Here is a 22,234-nt window from a genome sequence, read left to right as displayed (position 1 = left end):
CCAGGATGCGCTTGAAGTCGCTTACTACGCTGAACACCCTGCTGCTCATCGCCATTTGCTTTGCCTTGGGCGCAACGCTCTGGTGGTCAGAGCATGCGCTGGGACGTCCGTACCAGCTGATGGGGCAGTACCTGAGCCTTTCCCAGCGCTTTCAGCACCAGGTCGCCAACAACATTCAGGATTACCTGAGCAGCGGCGACGCACTGCGACACAACACCGCGCTGACTGAGCTGAAGGGGCTAGCAGAAGACGTCAGCGCCCTACCCGGCCCGTTCGCCAATCGCCTGCAGCCAAGCCTCGAACAGCTGCGCCAGTTCACGGCTACCGAGCTCCTCGCTGCAGGCAAGCTGGCCGGCGATCCCCAAGGCCTGCTACTGCAGGCCGAGCGTGAGATAGCGGGCACGCTGGAGCAACTGCATCGCTATGCCGCGCAAGATCAGCATGAAGCCGCAACCCAGTATCAACCCCCGTTGTTCGAAGCCAGCCGGCAGCTGCTTCGCCTCAGCCACGCGCGCGCCAGGCTGACCGCCAGCGGCAACGACGATTTGGTCGTCGAGGTGGAGCAAGCACTACAAGCGCTAGCGCAGGAAGCTCAAACGCTCGATGCGCTGCCACTACTCGGGGTGGCGAGCGAACAAAAATCCGGTGCGAGCGCATTCGCAGCGCTACTTGATCTTGACGAGCAAGCCCAGGCGCGACCCGCGGAAGACATGGGCATCGCTCTCAAGCGCGACCTATCCAGTCTCCTCACCCGATATCCGGGTGAGCTGAAACGCACCCGCGAGCTGATCGTGCAACGCCTGAAACTTCGGGACAGCACCGAGCAGAAAATAGCCTCCCTACAGACGGCATTGGACGATCTGGAGCCGGAGATCCGCAGTGAACATGGACGAATCCAGACAGAAGTTCGGCTGATTCAGGGCACCATCATCGGGATAATCCTGCTGGTCGCGCTCGCCATCGACCGTCTACAGCGGCAGCTCACTCGCTCGCTGGGCCAGCTCGCGCCAGCGCTCTCGGCCTGGGCAGCTGGCGATTTCGAAAAGCCAGTCGCCCTGCACTCTAAGACCCCGGAACTGGTGGAAATTGGCGCATCGCTGAATCAGTTACGCACCTATCTGCTCACGCTTGTCGGCACGCTGCGCCAGCAGGCGCAGGCGGTGACCGGAAACAGTCGCAGCCTGGCAGAAATGAGCAACGACCTGCACCGCGGCGCCAGCCGCCAGAGCAGCGACACCGCGCAGATCCGGGACGCACTGGGAGAGCTGGAAGCCACCATCCAGGATGTTGCTAGCAGTGCAGACCAGACGGCCACGGCCGGGCGCGCAGCAGGCCAGGCCGTCACCCAGGGCCAGGAGGTGATCGGCAGAAGCCTGAGCGGACTGCACGGGCTGGTCAGTGAGGTCCAGAACAATGCCTTGGCGATTGAACGCCTGGCGGACGAAACCGGGACCATCGGCAAGGTACTGACCGTCATCCGCTCGATCGCCGAGCAGACCAACCTGCTTGCGCTCAATGCAGCGATCGAGGCCGCGAGAGCTGGGGAACAGGGCCGAGGGTTTGCCGTCGTGGCAGACGAAGTGCGTACCCTGGCGCAGCGCACCAGCGGCGCTACCGAGGAAATTCAACTGCTGATCGGTAGTCTGCAGACGGCTGCGCATCAATCGCTCCAGGCCATGCGCATGCAGGTCAGTCACGCCGAAGAAACGGCTGAACTGGCCGAAACAGCGGATTCGGCGCTAAACCAGATCGTGACCACCATCGGCTCAATTGAACAGATGGCCGCACAGATCGCGCTGGCCACCGCACAGCAGAGCGAAGCGGTCAGTGAAATCCGCGGCCACAGCGAGCGCATCCACCAGCTGGGCAACAGCAACCTGACACATATCAGCCGGGGCCGAGAGCAGAGCGAACAGATGCTGCAGCTGGCCAGCGAGCTAGACCAGGCGACGCTGGCTTTCAAAGGCTGAAAGCAGGTGCCTCAGGCAGGCGCCTGCTGTCGATTAGCGAGGGACAGCCGGACGCTGGGATGGCTTTCGGCTCTTTCCGCCAGGCTTACCGCCACCGGCCGCTGCCTTACGCCGCGCTTCAGCTGCCGCCTTGGCCTCCTCGCGCTTGTCCCACGCGTTGCCGTCGTGGCTACGCGGAGGCAAGCCGTTGTGCTGGGTGAGAATCTTCCCGCCCTGCCCGGCCTTTTTACTGCCCACCGGCGTTGAATTCTTGCGACGGGCGCTTTGATAGCCTTCGGTCGCGGGCTGGTGCGTCGGAATCAGCTGATTTTTGCCATTGCCGATCAGGTCGGCTCGACCCATTCGCTGCAGGGCTTCGCGCAGCATCGGCCAGCCCTTCGGGTCGTGATAACGCAGAAAGGCCTTGTGAAGACGACGCTGCTCCTCGCTTTTGACAATGGGCACGCCTTCACTCTTGTAAGTAACCTTGCGCAGCGGGTTCTTGCCGCTGTGGTACATCGCCGTGGCGCTCGCCATGGGTGACGGGTAGAACGCCTGAACCTGATCAGCGCGGAAACCATTGGCTTTCAGCCAGAGCGCGAGGTTCATCATGTCCTCGTCGGTGGTGCCAGGGTGCGCCGCGATGAAGTACGGAATCAGGTATTGCTCCTTGCCCGCCTCCTTCGAATACTTGTCGAACATCCGCTTGAATTTGTCGTAGCTGCCGATACCCGGCTTCATCATCTTGTCCAGCGGGCCGCGCTCGGTGTGCTCAGGCGCAATTTTCAGATAACCGCCAACGTGATGAGTAACCAGCTCCTTCACATACTCCGGCGACTCGACAGCTAGGTCGTAGCGCAGCCCGGAGGCGATCAGAATTTTCTTGACGCCTGGCAAAGCCCGGGCCTTGCGGTACAACTCGATCAGCGAACTGTGGTCGGTATTGAGGTTCTCGCAGATGCCCGGATAGACGCAGGACGGCTTGCGGCAATGCTGCTCGATTTCCGGGCTTTTGCAGGCGATGCGGTACATGTTGGCCGTCGGCCCACCAAGGTCCGATACCACGCCGGTAAAGCCCGGCAGCTTTTTCATCTCTTCGATCTCGTGCAGGATCGACTCGTGCGAGCGGTTCTGAATGATCCGGCCTTCGTGCTCGGTGATGGAGCAGAAGGTACAGCCACCGAAGCACCCGCGCATGATGTTCACCGAGAAGCGAATCATGTCATAGGCGGGAATCTTCTCGCCGCCATAGGACGGATGCGGCACACGAGCGTACGGAGAGGCGAATACGTAGTCCATCTCCTCGGTTGTCAGCGGGATGGGAGGCGCGTTCAGCCAGATGTCGTGATCGCCGTGTCGCTGCACCAGCGCGCGAGCGTTGCCTGGGTTGGTTTCCAGGTGCAGCACGCGGTTGGCATGAGCATATAGCGCAGGATCGTTGCGAACCTTCTCGAAAGAAGGCAACCGGATGACGGTCCTATCCCGCTCGATCTTCGGGTTGGGCAGAAGCTGAACGACCTTGGCCTCGTTCGGGTCCTCAATCGCACCCTTCTCCTGCTCGATGGCGCACGCCTGCAAATCTTGAGTATTTACATAGGGGTTGATGATCTTGTCGACCTTGCCCGGACGATCGATACGGGTGGAGTCGATTTCGAACCAGCCCTCCGGGGCGTCACGGCGGATAAATGCTGTGCCGCGCACATCGGTGATCTGCTCGACCGCCTCACCGCGCGCAAGGCGCTGCGCTACTTCGACGATGGCACGCTCGGCGTTGCCATACAGCAGGATGTCAGCCGTGGCGTCCATCAGGATCGAGCGACGTACCTTGTCCTGCCAGTAGTCATAGTGGGCAATGCGGCGCAACGATGCTTCGATGCCGCCGAGCACAACCGGGGTGTCGGTGTAAGCTTCCTTGCAGCGCTGGCTGTAGACCAGGCTCGCTCGATCCGGGCGCTTTCCGGCTTGCCCGCCCGGCGTGTAGGCGTCGTCCGATCGGACCTTGCGGTCAGCCGTGTAGCGATTGATCATCGAGTCCATGTTGCCGGCAGCGATGCCAAAAAACAGATTTGGCTGACCGAGCTTCATGAAGTCGTCTTTGCTCTGCCAATCCGGCTGGCTGATGATGCCAACGCGAAAGCCCTGGGCTTCCAGCAGCCGCCCAATGATCGCCATACCAAACGACGGATGGTCGACATAGGCATCACCGGTCACGATGATGACATCACACGAATCCCAGCCGAGCTGATCCATCTCCTCCCTGCTCATCGGCAGGAATGGCGCTGGACCGAAACACTCGGCCCAGTACTTGGGATAGTCGAACAGGGGCTTGGCTGCGTGCATGGCTAGAAACCGGGGCAACGAAAACGGGCGCGGAATATAGCACAAAAAATGATCAGGAAGGCCGACCACGTCGGTCGGCTTTTACCGTCGCTGCACAGGCGAAACCGCGTTCAACCGTTGATATAACGCCGCGGTACGCGCTGGGTAACCTTGGTCAGCAGCTCGTAGCCAATGGTGCCGCAGGCCTGCGCTAATTCGTCAATTGGAATCTCGTTGCCCCACAGCTCTACTTCATCGCCGAGCACCGCTTGCGGCAGATCGGTGATATCGACAGCGAGCATGTCCATCGAGACCCGGCCCGCCAGAGGCACCCGCTCCCCACAGATCATTACGCAAGTGCCGGGCGGCACCGTACGTGGATACCCGTCGGCATAACCGCAGCTGACCGTGGCGATGCGCGAAGGACGCTGGGCGACCCAACTGGCGCCGTAGCCGACACTGTCGTCCACAGGAACCTCGCGGATTGCAATGATCGATGCCGTCAGCGTCATCACCGGCTTCAGCCCCAGGGTTTCGGCGCTCAGCTCGGCGAAAGGCGTAGCACCGTAGAGCATGATTCCGGGACGTAGCCAATCCATGTGCGCAGCAGACATCGTCAGCACAGCGGCAGAATTGGCGAATGAGCGGTTGTCGAATGCGAGATCCAGAAGACTGCTGAACTGCTCCAGCTGCGCTTCGTTGAGCGGATGCCCCCGCTCATCGGCGCAGGCAAAATGGCTCATAAGGTTCAGTTCGGCAACCTGCGGCGCGCCTTGCAGACGAGCATGGGCGCGACGCAAACCATCGGCGCTGAAGCCTAAGCGGTGCATGCCGGAGTCGAGCTTCAGCCACAGATTCAAGGGCCGTTCGATAACTGCAGCTAGCAGCGCATCAAGTTGAGCCTCGCCTTGAACTGCAACGTCCAACCCAAGCTCGGCTGCGGCGACATACTCGCTCGGCTCGAAGCAGCCTTCGAGCAGTAACAGCCGTGCGTTCGCGTCGACCAACCGAACCTGCTCCGCTTCCTCCAGAGACGCCACCGCAAATCCGTCAGCCATGTCGCGCAAGCACTCAACCGCAGCTGCTGCACCGTGCCCATAGGCATTCGCCTTGACTACGGCAAAGGCTTTGCGCCCTGGAGCGCACTGCTTGGCTAGCTGATAGTTGTGACGAAGCGCGGCAAGATCGACCGTAGCAACCAGGGGACGCATGGAAAGCCCTTCAGGACAGGAGTGAGCCGGTATTGTCCGGCGCTTTCCGTCAGGCCCGCAAGCCGCTGAGCGTCGGCTGGTTACTCATCGTCAAACTGATAACTGCCCGGCGCCAGGTTCTCGAAGCGCGAGTACTTACCGAGGAACGCCAGCCGGGTGGTACCGATTGGACCATTACGTTGTTTGCCGATGATGATTTCGGCGACGCCCTTGTATTCCGTTTCGGGGTGATACACCTCGTCCCGGTAGACGAACATGATGATGTCGGCGTCCTGCTCGATGGCTCCAGACTCACGAAGGTCAGAGTTGATCGGACGTTTGTTGGGTCGCTGTTCAAGCGAGCGGTTGAGCTGGGAAAGCGCGATCACCGGGCAATTGAATTCCTTGGCCAGGCCTTTCAGAGAGCGCGAAATCTCGGAAATCTCATTGGTCCGGTTGTCGCCGCTGGAACCGGGAATCTGCATCAACTGCAGGTAGTCGACCATGATCATGCCGATTTCGCCATGCTCGCGGGCCAGACGGCGTGTGCGGGCGCGCATTTCCGACGGCGAGATACCAGCAGTATCGTCGATGAACAGTTTACGGTCGTTGAGCAGGTTGACCGCCGAGGTCAACCGCGGCCAGTCGTCGTCGCTGAGCTTACCGGTTCGCACCTTGGTCTGATCGATTCGGCCCAGGGAAGCCAGCATACGAATCACGATAGAGTCGGCGGGCATTTCCAGCGAGAAGACCAGGATGGCCTTATCGGAGCGCAAGGCAGCGTTTTCCACAAGGTTCATCGCGAAGGTGGTCTTGCCCATGGAAGGACGGCCGGCAACGATGATCAGGTCCGCGGGCTGCAGGCCGCTCGTCGCCTCATCCAGATCGGTAAAGCCAGTCGACAGCCCGGTAATGTCCTCGCCCGCATTGAACAGGGAGTCGATCCGGTCGATAGCCTTGACCAGAATGTCATTGATCCCGATCGGCCCACCGGTATTGGGGCGCGCTTCGGCGATCTGGAAGATCATCCGCTCAGCTTCGTCGAGGATCTCGTCGCCTGTGCGCCCCTGCGGCGCATAAGCGCTGTCGGCGATGTCGTTGCTGATGCCGATCAGTTGGCGCAACGTTGCACGCTCACGAATGATCTGCGCGTAGGCTTTGATGTTTGCCACGGACGGGGTGTTCTTGGCGAGCTCACCCAGATAGGCCAGCCCACCGACCTGCGGCAGATGGCCTTCTTTATCCAGCTGCTCTGAGAGCGTCACTACGTCGAAGGGAGAGTTTCGCTCGGCAAGCGTGAAAATAGCGCGGAAGATCAGTCGGTGGTCATGGCGGTAAAAGTCACCGTCCGATACCTGATCCAACACGCGCTCCCACGCATTGTTGTCCAGCATCAAGCCGCCCAGCACGGCCTGCTCGGCCTCGATGGAATGTGGCGGCACCTTGAGCGCTGCGGTTTCCAGGTCGTACTGCTGGGGCACACTGATGTCGTTCATGGCACTCGGAATTCTTTGGCATTCAGAAAAACAAAGGGCACGTTCCACTCGCGTGGAAACGTGCCCGATGGTAACCGTCAGGCACCCGAGGTGCCAGACGATAGCCGCTGTTAGCCAGCGATGACGATCAGCTTGACGGTCGCTTCGACGTCGGTGTGCAGGTGCACAGCTACGTCGTACTCACCAACCTGGCGGATGGTGCCGTTCGGCAGACGGACTTCGCTCTTCGCCACTTCAACGCCGGAGGCGGTCAGTGCGTCGGCGATGTCGTGAGTGCCGATGGAACCGAACAGCTTGCCCTCATCGCCCGCAGTAGCGGTGATGGTGACTTCCAGCTCGGCCAGCTGAGCGGCGCGAGTTTCGGCAGAAGCCTTACGCTCGGCAGCAGCTTTTTCCAGATCAGCACGGCGAGCTTCGAACTCGGCGATGTTCGCCGGAGTTGCAGCAGTAGCCTTGCGCTGCGGCAGCAGATAGTTGCGGCCGTAACCAGACTTGACGTTTACCTTGTCGCCCAGGTTGCCCAAGTTTGCGACTTTTTCTAGCAGGATGACTTCCATTTGAGTCTTACCTCTTTAACTTAACCTTCACCGTTCGCAGGTCCCGCATCGTCATCACGAGATGCCCGACCGCGAAAATCAAACAAGCTGTCGACAATGGCCATAACGGCCAGTAACGGATAAATCAACTGCATGAACAGCACCAGCGTGACGTAAAGCCCCACCAGCCAGAACCGTGACATCCGGTTCTTTGCCACCAACCCGTGTATTAGTGCGATACCGGCAAAGACCAGCGGAACACTGCACAACGGCGCCAGCATCGCCACCTGCACACCGAGACTTGGTCCCAGCAGCACGCCCATCAACAACACCATCGCAGGCAACGCTGAAAATCGCAGCGACCGAAACTCGAGGCCAAACCCACCCGGGTTGAACAACAAGGCCTGCCAGTACCGCCCGAGCATCAGACTGAGCAGCGTGGTGATCTGCAGTAGCCCTGCCAACAAACCGGTCAGAACCGGAGCCAGCAATGCTCCCAATCGGGCTTGCTCTTCCACCGAAAGCTGCTGATAGGCATCCGACAGCATGTCGGGTAGCACTTTCTGCAACTCGGTAGCGAGTGCCGCGATTGGCTCGCCGAAAACCATTCCCAGCGCCCAGGCGTACAACATCCCGAGCCCTACGCTGCACAACATCACACGAGACCAGGAGCTCTGGTTGCGCAACAGCAGCGCTAACCCGAACGATCCCAGCAGTACCAGCAAGGTCCGCGGATCACCGAAGTACCACCAGACCAGAGCGGGCAACAGAGCCCATGCCACTACGCCCAGTGCGTCGTTCAACCCGCGACGCAGCAACACCAGACTTCCCGCCGCAGCGGACAGCCAGAACAACATTGGCAGCGCTGCAGAGCCAGCCACCACAACAATTGCCTGCATACGGCCGCGCATGATGAACTCAGCCAGGGCGCGCATGCGATCTATCCTTTACGTCTGTCCAACAGTTCGATTAACGGCCGTGGCTGTCGGTGTAGGGCAGCAGGGCCAGGAAGCGGGCGCGCTTGATAGCGGTAGCCAGCTGGCGCTGATAACGTGCTTTGGTTCCGGTGATACGGCTAGGAACAATCTTGCCGGTTTCGGAAATGTAGGCCTTCAGCGTGTTGAGATCCTTGTAGTCGATCTCTTTCACGTTTTCTGCAGTGAAACGGCAGAACTTACGACGACGGAAAAAACGTGCCATGAAATAGGCTCCTCAATAGGTCCGTGGATTACTCGTCAGCGTTGTTGTCGCGGCTGTCGCTGTCACTGTCATTTTCATTGGCAGAGTCAGATTCAGGGCGATCACGACGCTCACGGCGCTCGCTACGGTTTTCCTCAGCCTTCAGCATCTCGGACTGCTCAGTCACGGCTTCGTCGCGACGGATGACCAGGTTACGGATGACGGCGTCGTTGTAGCGGAAGTTGTCTTCCAGTTCAGCCAGTGCCTTGCCGCTGCACTCAACGTTCAGCATCACGTAGTGAGCCTTGTGAACATTGTTGATGGCATAAGCCAGCTGACGACGGCCCCAGTCTTCCAGACGATGAATCTTGCCACCGTCTTCTTCGATCAGCTTGGTGTAACGCTCCACCATGCCGCCAACCTGCTCGCTCTGGTCGGGGTGGACCAGAAAGATGATTTCGTAATGACGCATTGTTGCTCCTTACGGGTTGCAGCCTGCCGCACCACGCGGATCAGGCAAGGAGTGAATCAGTTATGTTGACTTGCCAGCCAGAGAGGCGCGCAAACGCCTGCCATCCGGGCAAGGGGCGCAATTCTAGAGAAGCCCGGACAACCACGCAAGGCGATTTGGTGAATATTTAACCAACCCGCGATCAGTCGCGCCCGGCGATGGTCCGCTCGGCCTGGATGCTTTCAAGCAACGATCGGACCTGGTGGATATCGTAGGGCTTGAGCATGGTACGCAGGTCATCCAGCCCCACTTCCCGCGCATCGACTGCGTAGCCCGAAGCAATAACGACACTCAGGCTGGCATCGCGCATCCTGGCCTCTCGAACCAGCTCAATGCCGCTCATGCCGGCCAGCCCGACATCAGTAAGCAACACGTCGAATGAATGCTGTTCGAGCTGCTTAAGCGCAGCCTCGGCCGACTCGCAAAGGCTGACCTGGTGTCCCAGCTCGTCCATGACTTCACCGGTGAGCATGCGCAGAGTCGGATCGTCTTCGACGAAGAGGATCCTCAGACCTGAAGCGGACTCCCCCTCGATCTGTTCGGACGATGCTGGTACCGACCCGCGCTGCTCGGACATCCCGACAGAATCGATACCTTGTTCGCCCAAAGCAACCTTACACGGCAAGTAGACCCGGACCGACGTACCCTCGCCTTCGTCGCTTTCCAGCACAACGAATCCACCACTTTGCTTGACGAAGCCATAGACCATGCTCAGACCTAGACCGGACGCGTTGCTGTCTTTACGCGTGGTAAAGAAGGGCTCGAACGCGCGCTCGAGGATTTCCGGACGCATGCCCTCGCCCACATCGGTAACTGCGAGCTCCACGAATGGACCGGGCTCGACCCCAGGCTGCCCGGCAAGCTCGCTTGAGCCCAGATCACAATTGCGCAGACGCAGGCAGAGGGTGCCGCCACCGCTCATCGCGTCGCGCGCATTGACCGCGAGATTGAGTATTGCCGCCTGGAGATTGCCGACATCGGCCAACACCGGCCACAGACCGGGCGCCACATCGACTTCAACCTGCACCGCGCGCCCCAAGGCGCCATTGAGCAGCTCACTCATCTGATCCAGCAAATTACCGATGTCCACGGACTGCGGCTGCAAAGGCTGGCGGCTGGCGAAGGCCAAAAGCTGCGAAGCCAGACGAGCACCTTTCTCTACACCACCAACGGCTGATTCCAGCCGCCGCTGAGCCGTCTCGTCATTGCCAATGTTGCGGCGCAACAGCTGCAGATTTCCCCCGATGATTTGCAGCATGTTGTTGAAATCATGCGCAATGCCCCCGGTAAGCTTGCCAACAGCCTCAAGCTTTTGCGCCTGCATCAGGGCTGCCTGTGCGGCGCGGCGCGCGGACTCGCTGTCCAGTAATTCGCGGGTGCGCTCACGCACCAATTCCTCAAGATGCTCGCGGTACTCACGCAGCTCCTGCTGACTGCGATGCTGCTCGGTAACGTCGCTGCCGAGCACGAAAACACCGGACGTCCGGCCATCGCGCTCGATGATTGGCTGAAACACCAGATCTACAAACACTTCCTCGGGCTCGGCGCCTGGACGACGACGCAGCAGCGCACGCATTCCTCTGCCGGTATAGGGCTCGCCCGTACGGTAGACCTCGTCGAGCAGCGACATGAAGACCTGCCCTTCCAGCTCGGGCAACCCGTCGCGCACCGGCTTACCGAGCAGCTGGCGGTGTCCGGTAAGCTGCTGATACGCCTCGTTGACCAGCTCGAATACGTGCTCGGGGCCGCGCAGAAAACAGACGAAACCAGGCGCCTGTGCAAACAATCGGCGCAGCTGATTGCCTTCATCCTGGATGAACCGCGCTCGGGAAATGATCGCCGCCTCGATCTGTTGCGCCGGTTGTCCAGACGATTCAGCCGAGCGCATGGAATCCTTCAGCTGCTGCAGCTCAGTGATATCCACAGTGTGCTGGAGGATGGCGACGACTTCGCCCTGGTCATCCAACAGTGGCGTATGTGTCGCACTCCAATAGCGGTCCTCATACGCCGCACCGCTGCTGGAGTTGACCGCAATTGAATAGCGGATCACGGGAAGAGTATCCAACGCCTTGGTACTCAGGACCCGAGCAAACGAGTCGAGCAGTTCGTCGACATGAGTCGACTCAGGAAACTGCGGGTCGGCGGCAAACGCATCCTGAATTCGCCGTCCCGCAATCTCTTCGAGGCTGCGCGCGGTCAGCTTCAGGTACGCCGCGTTCGCATCCAGGATCACCAGATCGGGATCGAGCAGCAGGTAGGCGTTTGGCGAAACCCTGAACAGGGCCTCGAAAGAAGGGCGTTGCGACATACCACCTCCGTGATGCAAGCCTGGCGCTGGCTGCAACCATAAGCTGGCGCCCGGACAACCCGACGCCCAGCCAAGCAAAAAGTGACGATCTTGCGTCAGATTCAGAACGGACAATTGACCGCAGCGAAAACGATCCGTTTCCGCTGAAGCCAACGTTCCTAACGGGAAAATCCCGGCTATGCGGGCACTAGCTGGCGCGCCGTGCAGAGCGTCGCTGACGCAGGGCTTCGAACAGGCATACCCCGGTGGCAACCGAGACATTGAGACTGCTGACGCTGCCGCCCATGGGCAAGCGAACCAGGAAGTCGCAGTGCTCACGGGTCAGGCGCCGCATGCCCTTGCCCTCGGCCCCCATTACCATGACGATCGGCCCACTGAGATCCTGATCGTAGATCTCCTGCTCGGCTTCTCCAGCCGTGCCGACGATCCACAGGCCCCGCTGTTGCAGTTTTTCCAGCGTTCGAGCCAAGTTGGTGACGGCGACCAGCGGAATGACTTCAGCAGCTCCACAGGCCACCTTGCGCACCGTAGCGTTCAGTGTGGCGGATTTGTCCTTCGGGATGATCACTGCCAGTGCGCCGGCCGCATCGGCAGTACGCAGGCAGGCTCCCAAATTATGCGGGTCCGTTACACCGTCGAGCACAAGCAATAAGGGTGCACCCTCGGTCCGATCTAGCAACTCCTCTAGCATCGCATCGCCCCAAACCTGACTGGGGCTGACCTCGGCAATCACGCCCTGATGCACGCCCTCGACCCAGGCGTCCATTTCGCGACGCTCGCACTGACCGACGCGCACTTTGGAGTCGGCAGCTAACTGCAGCAGGCTCTGCACGCGCGGATCGTCTCGCCCCTCTGCCAACCAGATCTGCTTGACCCGCTTCGGGTGATGGCGGAGCAACGCTTCGACGGCATGAAGGCCATAGATCTTTTCAAGATCACTCATGGCTTGGCCTTACGCTTGCGCGGCGAGGCACCGTCGGACTTTGGCGCCGCCTTGCCGGTTGCTTTCGGTTTCGTGCTACTGCGCTTGGGCTTGCTCTTCGAGGGCTTGCCTGCCTTGGCGTCGCTCAGCAGCGCCTTTTTCATTTCACGACTCTTGCGCACGTCATCGCTGACTGATTCCCGGCCCCTCGATGAAGGTGCATCGGCGCTCTTCTTGCTGCGGCCGTCCTTGCGCGCGCCGCGGGCGTCAGAGGCACCTCGCTCGCCGATCCCGGTCTTGCTGCCACCGCCAATCAACTCGAAATCAATCTTGCGCTCGTCCAGGTCGACACGCATGACGCGCACCTCGACGCTGTCACCAAGACGGAAACTGCGCCCACTACGTTCCCCGGAGAGACGATGATGCAGGGGATCGAAGTGGTAGTAGTCGCCGGGCATTGCCGTTACGTGCACCAGCCCTTCGACGTAGATATCAGTCAGCTCGACGAACAGACCGAAGCCGGTCACGGCCGTGATGACGCCGGGGAAATTCTCACCGACGCGGTCTTTCATGAACTCGCATTTCAGCCAGTTCACAACATCACGGGTCGCTTCGTCAGCGCGGCGCTCGGTCATCGAGCACTGCTCGCCCAACTGCTCCAGCGCAGCCTCGTCATACGGGTAGATGCGCGCTTTAGGCATGCTGGTCGCGCCCGCCCGGCGGACATGGGACGTATCGCGCTTGGAGCGAATCACGCTGCGGATCGCCCGATGAATCAACAGGTCGGGGTAGCGGCGAATCGGCGATGTGAAATGTGCGTAGGCCTCGTAATTCAGGCCGAAATGCCCGTTGTTATCGGGGCTATAGACCGCCTGACTAAGCGAACGCAGCATGACCGTTTGAATCACGTGGAAGTCGGGACGACCCTGGATATGCTCAAGCAGCGCCTGGTAATCCTTGGGCGTCGGCCCCTCCTTGCCCTTGTGTAATGTAAGGCCCAGCTCACCGAGAAATGCCCGGAGCTTTTCTTGGCGCTCCAACGGCGGGCCATCATGCACACGGTACAAGCCAGGAATCTCATGGTCTTGCAGGAAACGTGCTGTGGCCACGTTAGCGCAGAGCATGCATTCCTCAATCAACTTGTGCGCATCGTTGCGCTCGGTTGGCTTGATTTCCGAAATCTTGCGCCCTGCACCGAAAACAATGCGGGTTTCTTGCGTCTCGAAATCGATTGCCCCGCGGGTATGGCGCGCCTTGAGCAGTATCTTGTACAGCGCGTAGAGCTGCTTGAGATGAGGCAGCACCTCACCGTACTCACCTACGAGGCGCTTACCTTCGGCTGAAGACGGCTGCTCCAGCATGCTGCTGACCTTGTTGTAGGTCAGCCGTGCGTGGGAATGGATGACCGCTTCGTAGAACTGATAATCCGTCATTTTCCCCGATTTGCTCAGGGTGATTTCGCAGACCATTGCCAGGCGGTCGACGTGCGGATTCAGTGAACAGAGCCCATTCGACAACTCTTCCGGCAGCATCGGGACAACCCGCTCGGGGAAGTACACCGAAGTCCCACGCACTTCGGCTTCCTGATCCAGCGCCGAGCCAACCTTCACATAGTGCGAAACGTCGGCAATCGCCACGTACAGACGGAAACCACCGGAAAACAGCTTCCAGCCACTGAGCTTCTCGCAATAGACGGCGTCATCGAAGTCACGCGCATCCTCGCCATCGATGGTAACGAACGGCAGATGGCGAAGGTCGACGCGCTTCTGTTTGTCCTTTTCCTCGACTTCCGGCTTGAGCTTGGAGGCTTCACGCTTGACCGCATCCGGCCAGACATGCGGAATATCGAAACTGCGAAGCGCGACATCGATCTCCATACCGGGCGCCATGTAGTTGCCGATCACCTCGACCACATCGCCCTGAGGCTGAAACCGCTGAGTGGGCCAGTGGGTGATCTTGATCTCGACGAACTGACCCGGTTTGGCATCCATGGAACGGCCGGGCGTGACCAGGACTTCCTGTTGGATTTTGGGGTTATCGGCCATCACAAAGCCGATGCCACTCTCTTCCTGATAGCGACCTACGATTGTTTCGTGGGCACGACCGATGATCTCCACGATGGCGCCTTCGCGGCGGCCGCGACGATCAAGGCCGGCTACGCGAGCCAGGCAGCGGTCGCCATCGAATACCAGACGCATCTGCGCCGGGCTCAGGAACAGGTCGTCGCTGCGGTCATCGGGAATCAGAAAGCCAAAGCCGTCGCGATGGCCGCTAACACGACCGCAAACCAGGTCCAGTTTGTCTACCGGGGCATAGGTGCCACGCCGGGTATAGATAAGCTGGCCGTCACGCTCCATCGCACGCAAACGGCGGCGCAGAGCTTCAATGTCATCTTCGGAGGACAATCCGAACTCTTCCACCAGCTGCTCACGCGCCGCTGGCGAGCCGCGCTCGCTCAGGTGCTGGAGGATCAATTCGCGACTAGGGATGGGGTTTTCGTACTTTTCCGCTTCACGTGCGGCCTCGGGATCGAGGGATTGCCAATCGGCCATTAAGAGATGTCACCTTTCATTCATTTATAGAGGCAGAACGCCCTATATCTATTGAAGCGCGAAACGCCGTCCGACGGCAGCTTTCGCACAAATTATTTTTCCTGGACGGGGCTTTACAAGGCATAACCTCGCCCGTATAGTTCGCGCCCACAATGTCTGGTAGACGTTGTAACACGGAAACGATGAAGTATCATCGTTTGCAGTGCCCAGGTGGCGGAATTGGTAGACGCACTAGGTTCAGGTCCTAGCGGTGGCAACACCGTGGAAGTTCGAGTCTTCTCCTGGGCACCATTTATCCGATGAGACATTTGCAACAGCAAGCGCCTCATAGACACGAGGTTTGTCGGCCTCGACCAGCAATCGACAGAAGTCGATGAGCAATCATCGCAATGTGCCCAGGTGGCGGAATTGGTAGACGCACTAGGTTCAGGTCCTAGCGATGGCAACATCGTGGAAGTTCGAGTCTTCTCCTGGGCACCACTCTTCAGAAAAAACCGAGCCACTGGCTCGGTTTTTTCGTTTCTGCTGCCTGGACTCCACCCGAAGGGCCGCCAAGCCATAAGCGGTAGCTCAACGCTCTACTGATGCTCTTTCTTGGCAGCTACAAGCCATTAGCCTTGGCCAAAAAAACCGCCCGAGGGCGGTTTTTTAATGTCACACCAGCGATCAGGCGTAGGGATGACGCAGCACGATGGTCTCGTTGCGGTCCGGGCCAGTTGAAATAATGTCGACTGGTGCCTCGACGAGCTCTTCAATGCGCTTGATGTAAGCACGCGCATTAGCCGGCAGCGCCTCAAGCGACTTTACCCCGACAGTGGACTCAGCCCATCCGGGAAGCTCCTCGTAAACCGGCTGCAAGCCCTGATAACTGTCCGCATCGGTCGGCGCATCGACCAGCATTTCACCGTTGCGGTCCTTGTAAGCGACGCAGATGCGGATGGTCTCGAGGCCATCCAGTACGTCCAGCTTGGTCAGGCAGATACCCGAGACACTGTTGATCTCGATTGCGCGACGCAGGATTACCGCATCGAACCAACCGCAGCGCCGAGCGCGGCCGGTAGTCGAGCCGAACTCATGGCCACGCTCAGCCAGACGAGCACCCACGTCATCAAACAATTCCGTCGGGAACGGACCAGAGCCGACGCGCGTGGTGTAGGCCTTGGTAATGCCGAGGATATAGTCCAGATAGAGCGGACCAAAACCGGAACCGGTAGCTGTACCCCCCGCCGTGGTGCTGGAGCTGGTGACATAGGGGTAGGTACCATGATCGATGTCGAGCAGCGAGCCCTGGGCGCCTTCGAACATGATGCGCGCACCCTGCTTACGCAACTCGTGCAGCCGCGCCGAGACATCGGTCATCATCGGGCGAAGAATTTCGGCGTAGCCCAGTGCCTCATCCAGAGTCTTCTGGAAGTCGACAGGCTCGACCTTGTAGAAATTCTGCAGAATGAAGTTGTGGTACTCGAGCAGCTCACGCAACTTGACCGTGAAGCGCTCAGGATTGAACAGATCACCAATCCGCAAGCCACGGCGAGCGACCTTGTCCTCGTAAGCCGGCCCTATACCACGCCCTGTTGTACCTATCTTACCTTCGGACCGCGATGCTTCACGCGCCTGATCCAGAGCTACGTGATACGGCAGGATCAGGGTGCAGGCCGGACTGATACGCAGACGCTCGCGAACCGGGACACCCTTTTCTTCGAGCTTGGTGATCTCACGCATCAGGGCATCCGGCGCCACGACCACGCCATTACCGATCAGGCACTGGACGTTTTCACGCAAGATTCCGGACGGAATCAGGTGCAGTACGGTTTTCTCGCCATCGATGACCAGTGTGTGCCCGGCGTTATGACCGCCCTGGAAACGCACCACGGCCGCAGCCTGGTCGGTCAGCAGATCAACGATCTTGCCCTTGCCCTCATCACCCCATTGGGTGCCCAGGACCACGACATTCTTACCCATAAACCTTGTCCTCTTGGCGAAGCATACCGGTCATGACCGGCGAAAAATCTGGAAAACCTGCCAGCACAGCCACATCAGCGGTCCAGCGGCGAAACAACCCAGGAACCTTCTTGCAACAGTAGCTGCCGGTCACAGCCAACGCCCGGCGCCGCATCAACCTGCTGCCCGCTCAACGCTTGAACCACCCGCTCGCCCCGCGCACGCAGCTTACGGATTGCCTGCCACAACGCCGAATCCGTACCGTGCGGCGCCCACACACCGGCCGACGGGCCAACGAGTTCGGCATTGCCCAGCCTGACCAACGTTTTCAAATCTGTTGAAAAGCCGGTCGCCGGACGCGCCCGACCAAAATCTGCACCAATATCGTCATACCGCCCGCCTTGAGCGATCGACTGACCGACGCCTGGGACGAATACCGCGAAAACGACACCTGTGTGGTAGTGATAGCCGCGCAGCTCGCCCAGATCGAAATACAACGGCAGCTCGGGATACCGCATCGCCAACTGGTCGGCGACTTGCGCCAAACCTTCCAGCGCCTCAAGAACAGGAGCAGGTGCATCGGCAAGCAGCTCGCGCGCAGCATCGAGCGTCTCGCGTCCACCACAGAGCCGCGCCAACGCGCGCAACATGGCTGCCAGCGAAGGCTCGACATCAGCGGTCAGCGCCGCGATCTCGTCCATGGCCTTACGCTGCAAGGCATCGAAAAGGCGCTGCTCTGCATCTCCAGAGAGGCCGGCGGCGCGCGCCAACCCGCGATAGATCCCCACATGCCCGAGATCCATGTGCAAGTCCGGCACATCAGCGAGCAGAAGGGTCTCCAGCATCAGGCTGATCACCTCAAGGTCGCTGGAAGTACTGCTGTCGCCATAAAGCTCAGCGCCCAACTGAATCGGGCTTCGCGACGTGGCGAGAGCCTGTGGCTTGGCGTGCAGAACGCTGCCGGCATAGCACAGGCGGCTAGGGCCTTCACGGCGCAACGTATGCGCGTCAACACGCGCCACCTGAGGCGTGATGTCCGCTCGTAGCCCCATCTGACGGCCTGACAACGGATCGACGACCTTGAACGTCTTGAGGTCGAGGTCCTGCCCAGCGCCAATCAGGAGCGATTCGAGAAACTCTACATGAGGGGTGATAACCAGCTCATAGCCCCAGCACTGGAACAGATCCAGCACACGACGCCGTGCAGTTTCGATACGCGCCGCTTCGGGGGGCAGCACTTCTTCAATGCCATCTGGCAGAAGCCAGCGGTCTATCGTTGCCATTTCGCCAATCACCTCTCGATACGGCAAGCCTAGTCAAGCAGACGAACGCCGGGGCAAAAGCCTTAGCCGCCCATCGGTCGCGTGCGATTGTGTTCGAACCATGACGACAGCGCCACGCCCCTCCCAGGGGATCAGCATGGCTGGCCATGCCCGGATCAGCCTGCTACCGCCGGGGCGCAGACGCAAAAAAGCCGGGATTTTCCCGGCTCGCGGATCATAACAATGTTTCGCTAACGGGTCACCCGGCGGACAGTTCTCATCCCGCCGGACGACCCATTTGCTATCACTGCGCGGTTGCGGACTCCAGATAACGGAAGAAATCGCTTTTAGGGTCGAGCACCAGGACATCTTCTTTGTTGGCGAAGCTCTCACGGTAGGCTTGAAGGCTGCGATGGAAGGAATAGAATTCCCGATCTTGCCCGTAAGCAGCGGCATAGATGGCTGCCGCCTGCGCATCGCCATCACCGCGCAGCTCTTCAGCCTCACGGAACGCTTCAGCCAATAGCACCCGACGCTGACGATCGGCGTCGGCACGAATGCCTTCGGCCAACTCCTTGCCTTTCGCGCGGTGCTCACGGGCTTCACGCTCACGCTCGGAGCTCATCCGCTCGAACACGCTGCGGTTCACTTCGCGCGGAAGATCGATGCCCTTGACCCGAACATCCACCACTTCAATCCCGAGTTCCTGTTGCGCAGCTCGGTTCAGACTGTTGGTTACCAGACTCATCAGCTCGTCGCGCTGACCGGACACCGACTCGTGCAAGGTCCGCTTACCAAACTGGTCGCGTAGTGCAGCTTCGAGACGCCGCGCGAGACGCTCGTCGGCGATCTGCTTCACACCCGAAGTCGCCGTGTAGAACCGCTCGGCATCGTCCACACGCCACTTGGCATAGGAATCAACCATCAACGCCTTCTTCTCCAGCGTCAGAAAGCGCGACGTCGTGGTATCCAGCGTCATCAGCCGCGCATCGAACTTGCGCACGCTATTGACGTAAGGAATCTTCAGGTGCAGGCCTGGCTTCACGTCGGGCTCGACGATACGACCGAATCGCAGCATTACCGCTCGCTCCGTCTGCGAGACGATGTAAAAGCTATTCCACGCCACGATCGCTAGCACCACACCCACAATAAGGGCGGTAAGGGATTTATTGCTCATTAGCGGACCTCCCTTGTACGCACTTCACGCGGATCCAACTCCGGCGGCAGCCTCGTAGTTTGGGTCGAAGCACCTGACGCCGATGCTGCAGGGGATCGCTCGGACGCAGCACCGCGACTGTTGACCATCTTGTCCAGCGGCAGATACAGCAGATTATTTTGGCCCTGCTCGCCGGTGACGAGAACCTTGCTGGTATTGCTCATCAGCTCCTGCATGGTTTCCAGATAGAGGCGCTCACGCGTTACGTCTGGCGCTTTTCGATACTCGGTCACCAGCTTGGAGAAGCGATCCGCCTCACCCTGTGCCCGCGAAATCACCGCATCACGATAACCACTGGCTTCCTCCAGCATGCGCTGGGCCTGACCGCGCGCTTCAGGGATCACTCCGTTAGCGTAGGACTCGGCCTGGTTCTTCTCGCGCTGTTCATCTTCTCGGGCACGAATAACGTCATCGAACGCTTCCTGAACCTCGCGCGGCGCAGCGGCACTCTGCAAGTTCACCTGAGTCACGATAATGCCGGTCCCATAGTTGTCGAGAAACCGTTGCAGACGCTCTTTGACCTCGCCAGCCATAGCCTCGCGGCCCTCGGTCAGCACCTGATCCATCGCAGTCGAACCCACAACGTGGCGTACAGCACTATCAGTAGCGTGCTGCAGCGATGCTTCCGGATCTTCGACATTGAGAACGAACGCTTGAAGGTCGCTGATTTTGTACTGCACGGTCAAAGGCACTTCGATGATGTTCTCATCCTCGGTAAGCATCTGCCCTTGCTTGCTGTAGGAACGCTCTCGAGTCACGTTCGCCTGGAACTTCCGATCAAACGGCGGGAAGTAGATATTCAGACCTGGGCCCACGGTTTCGTGATATTTCCCGAAGCGCAACACCACAGCCTGCTCTTGCTCATCGACAATGTAGATGGCATTGAACAGCCAGACAGCGAGCAACACCACCAGACCAACCCAGACCAGCGCAAACCCACCGCGGCGCCCCGAACCACCACCCGAGGAGCCACCACTGCGTTTCTTGCCGCCGAACATGCCGTTAAGGCTGTCCTGCAGTTTGCGAAAAGCTTCATCCAGGTCAGGCGGACCTTTCTGATCGTCACCACCGCGACGACCACCGCCACCACCACTACCCCAGGGATCCTGGTTGTTCGAGTTGCCACCCGGCTCATTCCAAGCCATAGCGCTCTCCATTCAAATAAAGCTAAAGACGCGCCAGCGGCGCGTCCGCCAATGCTACCGAAAGCCCGGAACGAACGGCTTAAAAGCCCCCCGAGCTTTATTGCAAAGTGTGTTGCTCGAAGAACTGTTCCGCCTCAAAGCCCGCGCGACTAATCAGTCGATGCAGCTCGACACGCTGCAAACGTACATCAAGCAGGCTGACACCCTCTTCATCGTGAACTTCGGACTGCACGGCCCCAAGGTCGAACAACTGCGCACGCATGCGCCCAAGCTGCTGAGGCAACCGAAGCGTCCCTACGTAAAGGTCGTTACCAAGCAGTTCAGCAATGGCCTGCTTCAGCAGATCCAGCCCCAACCCTTGTTGCGCCGAGACCCATACCCGCTGCGGTACGCCATCGGCATCGCGCTGGATCTGCGGCTCGATGCCTTCAAGCAGATCCACTTTGTTGTAAACCTCAAGAATCGGTAGTTCATTCGCACCGATCTCGGTCAACACCGCCAGCACCTGCTCGATCTGCTGATCCCGCTCAGGCTCGTGAGCATCGATGACATGCAGCAGCAGATCAGCATTACTCGACTCTTCGAGCGTGGCCCGGAACGATTCGACCAGTTTGTGCGGCAAGTGACGAATGAATCCAACCGTATCAGCAATCACCACCGGCCCCAGGTCATCCAGATCCAGACGACGCAAGGTGGGATCCAGCGTAGCGAAAAGCTGGTTGGCGGCGTAAACCTCGGATTCGGTCAAAGCATTGAAAAGAGTGGACTTCCCCGCGTTGGTATAGCCCACCAGGGATATAAGCGGAATGTCAGCACGTCTGCGGCCACGGCGAGCCTGCTCACGCTGACTACGAACCTTTTCCAGCCGCTGCTTGATCTGGCGGATACGCACACGCAGCAAGCGCCTGTCAGTTTCAAGCTGTGTCTCGCCAGGGCCGCGCAGACCAATCCCCCCCTTCTGCCGCTCAAGGTGAGTCCAGCCCCGCACCAGTCGAGTGCTCATATGATCCAACTGAGCCAGCTCAACCTGCAACTTGCCTTCGTGCGTGCGTGCCCGTTGAGCAAAGATATCGAGGATCAGCCCGGTCCGATCAAGCACACGGCATTCGAGCGCTCGCTCGAGGTTGCGCTCCTGGCTGGGCGTCAGGGTGTGATTGAAAATGACCAGCTCGACCTCGCCATCCCTGACAAGGTCATGCAGCTCTTCGACTTTGCCGCTGCCGATTAGAAATTTGGCGGAAGGTTGATGCTTGGCAACATTGACGAAACCAACTGTCTCAGCGCCAGCTGACCGCGCCAGCTCCCGAAACTCTTGGGGGTCTTCACGCGCCGCTGGATCCTGAGCATCCAGATGAACCAGGATAGCCCGCTCACCACCACCGGGACGTTCGAAGAACAAAGAAGGCTCCCTTTATTCGTTACCCGACTCGGACTGCTCAGCATCGCCAGCAGCAGGCAGGCGCACCGGACGGCCAGGAACGACAGTCGAGATGGCATGCTTGTAAACCATCTGACTAACCGTGTTCTTCAACAGAATGACAAACTGGTCGAATGACTCGATCTGACCCTGAAGCTTGATACCGTTGACCAAGTAGATGGAAACCGGAACGCGCTCCTTACGCAGGGTGTTCAGGTAAGGGTCTTGTAGCGAATGCCCTTTTGACATGTGCCGCACTCCTTAAAGGATCTTTTCATTAATTATTCGAAA

At 59.5% G+C, this 22,234-nt stretch carries 17 protein-coding genes and 2 tRNA genes; 3 read left to right on the top strand and 16 right to left on the bottom strand.

Annotated elements, in window-relative coordinates:
• Positions 1–5 precede the first annotated feature (5 nt).
• Positions 6–1,970, top strand: coding sequence for a methyl-accepting chemotaxis protein (locus ALTERO38_RS21620; protein WP_159967136.1), 1,965 nt, complete (start codon positions 6–8; stop codon positions 1,968–1,970).
• Between the two features lie 33 nt (positions 1,971–2,003).
• Here ALTERO38_RS21620 and ALTERO38_RS02395 read toward each other — a convergent pair whose 3' ends face one another.
• The 10 genes from ALTERO38_RS02395 to rnr form a co-directional block, all read right to left on the bottom strand.
• Entirely contained in the window at positions 2,004–4,289 is a 2,286-nt protein-coding gene (locus ALTERO38_RS02395) for a YgiQ family radical SAM protein (protein ID WP_159967135.1), read from the bottom strand.
• Between the two features lie 110 nt (positions 4,290–4,399).
• Positions 4,400–5,479 (bottom strand): alanine racemase, encoded by a 1,080-nt coding sequence (alr, locus tag ALTERO38_RS02390; protein ID WP_159967134.1) that lies wholly within the window; start codon positions 5,477–5,479, stop codon positions 4,400–4,402.
• Positions 5,480–5,559: 80 nt separating this feature from the next.
• Positions 5,560–6,954: a replicative DNA helicase gene (gene dnaB, locus ALTERO38_RS02385; RefSeq protein WP_148925206.1), complete on the bottom strand. Its 1,395-nt coding sequence runs from the start codon at positions 6,952–6,954 to the stop codon at positions 5,560–5,562.
• Positions 6,955–7,064: 110 nt separating this feature from the next.
• Entirely contained in the window at positions 7,065–7,511 is a 447-nt protein-coding gene (rplI, locus tag ALTERO38_RS02380; protein ID WP_102836992.1) for a 50S ribosomal protein L9, read from the bottom strand.
• Between the two features lie 20 nt (positions 7,512–7,531).
• Positions 7,532–8,425: a hypothetical protein gene (locus ALTERO38_RS02375; RefSeq protein WP_159967133.1), complete on the bottom strand. Its 894-nt coding sequence runs from the start codon at positions 8,423–8,425 to the stop codon at positions 7,532–7,534.
• A gap of 34 nt (positions 8,426–8,459) precedes the next feature.
• Positions 8,460–8,690 carry a 30S ribosomal protein S18 gene (gene rpsR, locus ALTERO38_RS02370; RefSeq protein ID WP_019340128.1) on the bottom strand — a complete coding sequence of 77 codons (231 nt, stop codon included), beginning with the start codon at positions 8,688–8,690 and terminating at the stop codon, positions 8,460–8,462.
• Between the two features lie 28 nt (positions 8,691–8,718).
• On the bottom strand, positions 8,719–9,141 hold the full coding sequence (gene rpsF / locus ALTERO38_RS02365; RefSeq protein ID WP_045424432.1) for a 30S ribosomal protein S6: 423 nt from the start codon (positions 9,139–9,141) through the stop codon (positions 8,719–8,721).
• Between the two features lie 181 nt (positions 9,142–9,322).
• Positions 9,323–11,488 carry a PAS domain-containing protein gene (locus ALTERO38_RS02360; protein ID WP_159967132.1) on the bottom strand — a complete coding sequence of 722 codons (2,166 nt, stop codon included), beginning with the start codon at positions 11,486–11,488 and terminating at the stop codon, positions 9,323–9,325.
• Between the two features lie 187 nt (positions 11,489–11,675).
• Positions 11,676–12,431 carry a 23S rRNA (guanosine(2251)-2'-O)-methyltransferase RlmB gene (rlmB, locus tag ALTERO38_RS02355; protein WP_159967131.1) on the bottom strand — a complete coding sequence of 252 codons (756 nt, stop codon included), beginning with the start codon at positions 12,429–12,431 and terminating at the stop codon, positions 11,676–11,678.
• On the bottom strand, positions 12,428–14,962 hold the full coding sequence (gene rnr, locus ALTERO38_RS02350; RefSeq protein WP_159967130.1) for a ribonuclease R: 2,535 nt from the start codon (positions 14,960–14,962) through the stop codon (positions 12,428–12,430). The genes rlmB and rnr overlap by 4 nt, the downstream gene beginning before the upstream one ends.
• A 204-nt stretch (positions 14,963–15,166) precedes the next feature.
• Between rnr and ALTERO38_RS02345 the strand changes: the two genes are divergently transcribed.
• Together ALTERO38_RS02345 and ALTERO38_RS02340 are read left to right on the top strand one after the other, a co-directional pair.
• Positions 15,167–15,253 (top strand) — tRNA-Leu (locus tag ALTERO38_RS02345).
• Between the two features lie 102 nt (positions 15,254–15,355).
• Positions 15,356–15,442: transfer RNA gene (locus ALTERO38_RS02340), tRNA-Leu, on the top strand.
• 186 nt (positions 15,443–15,628) lie between these two features.
• Here the strand turns inward: ALTERO38_RS02340 and ALTERO38_RS02335 are convergent.
• The 6 genes from ALTERO38_RS02335 to hfq form a co-directional block, all read right to left on the bottom strand.
• Complete coding sequence (locus ALTERO38_RS02335) at positions 15,629–16,924, bottom strand: adenylosuccinate synthase (protein ID WP_159967129.1); 1,296 nt, start codon at positions 16,922–16,924, stop codon at positions 15,629–15,631.
• 74 nt (positions 16,925–16,998) lie between these two features.
• On the bottom strand, positions 16,999–18,186 hold the full coding sequence (locus ALTERO38_RS02330; protein WP_159967128.1) for an ATP phosphoribosyltransferase regulatory subunit: 1,188 nt from the start codon (positions 18,184–18,186) through the stop codon (positions 16,999–17,001).
• Positions 18,187–18,469: 283 nt separating this feature from the next.
• Positions 18,470–19,342: a protease modulator HflC gene (hflC, locus tag ALTERO38_RS02325; protein WP_102836999.1), complete on the bottom strand. Its 873-nt coding sequence runs from the start codon at positions 19,340–19,342 to the stop codon at positions 18,470–18,472.
• Positions 19,342–20,526, bottom strand: a complete 1,185-nt coding sequence (hflK, locus tag ALTERO38_RS02320) for an FtsH protease activity modulator HflK (RefSeq protein ID WP_102837000.1) — start codon at positions 20,524–20,526, stop codon at positions 19,342–19,344. Before hflK ends, hflC begins: the two co-directional genes overlap by 1 nt.
• Before the next feature lie 97 nt (positions 20,527–20,623).
• Positions 20,624–21,925 carry a ribosome rescue GTPase HflX gene (gene hflX / locus ALTERO38_RS02315; RefSeq protein ID WP_148925215.1) on the bottom strand — a complete coding sequence of 434 codons (1,302 nt, stop codon included), beginning with the start codon at positions 21,923–21,925 and terminating at the stop codon, positions 20,624–20,626.
• A gap of 12 nt (positions 21,926–21,937) precedes the next feature.
• The gene (gene hfq / locus ALTERO38_RS02310) at positions 21,938–22,192 is read right to left on the bottom strand and encodes an RNA chaperone Hfq (protein ID WP_019340119.1); all 255 of its coding nucleotides are present in this window, start codon (positions 22,190–22,192) and stop codon (positions 21,938–21,940) included.
• Positions 22,193–22,234 lie beyond the last annotated feature (42 nt).

The sequence above is a fragment of the Pseudomonas sp. 9Ag genome (assembly GCF_902506445.1).
GTDB classification, from domain to species: Bacteria; Pseudomonadota; Gammaproteobacteria; order Pseudomonadales; family Pseudomonadaceae; genus Stutzerimonas; species Stutzerimonas stutzeri_AB.
The sequence above is the reverse complement of the archived record's forward strand: the minus strand, read 5'-3'. Positions and strand labels throughout refer to the sequence as shown.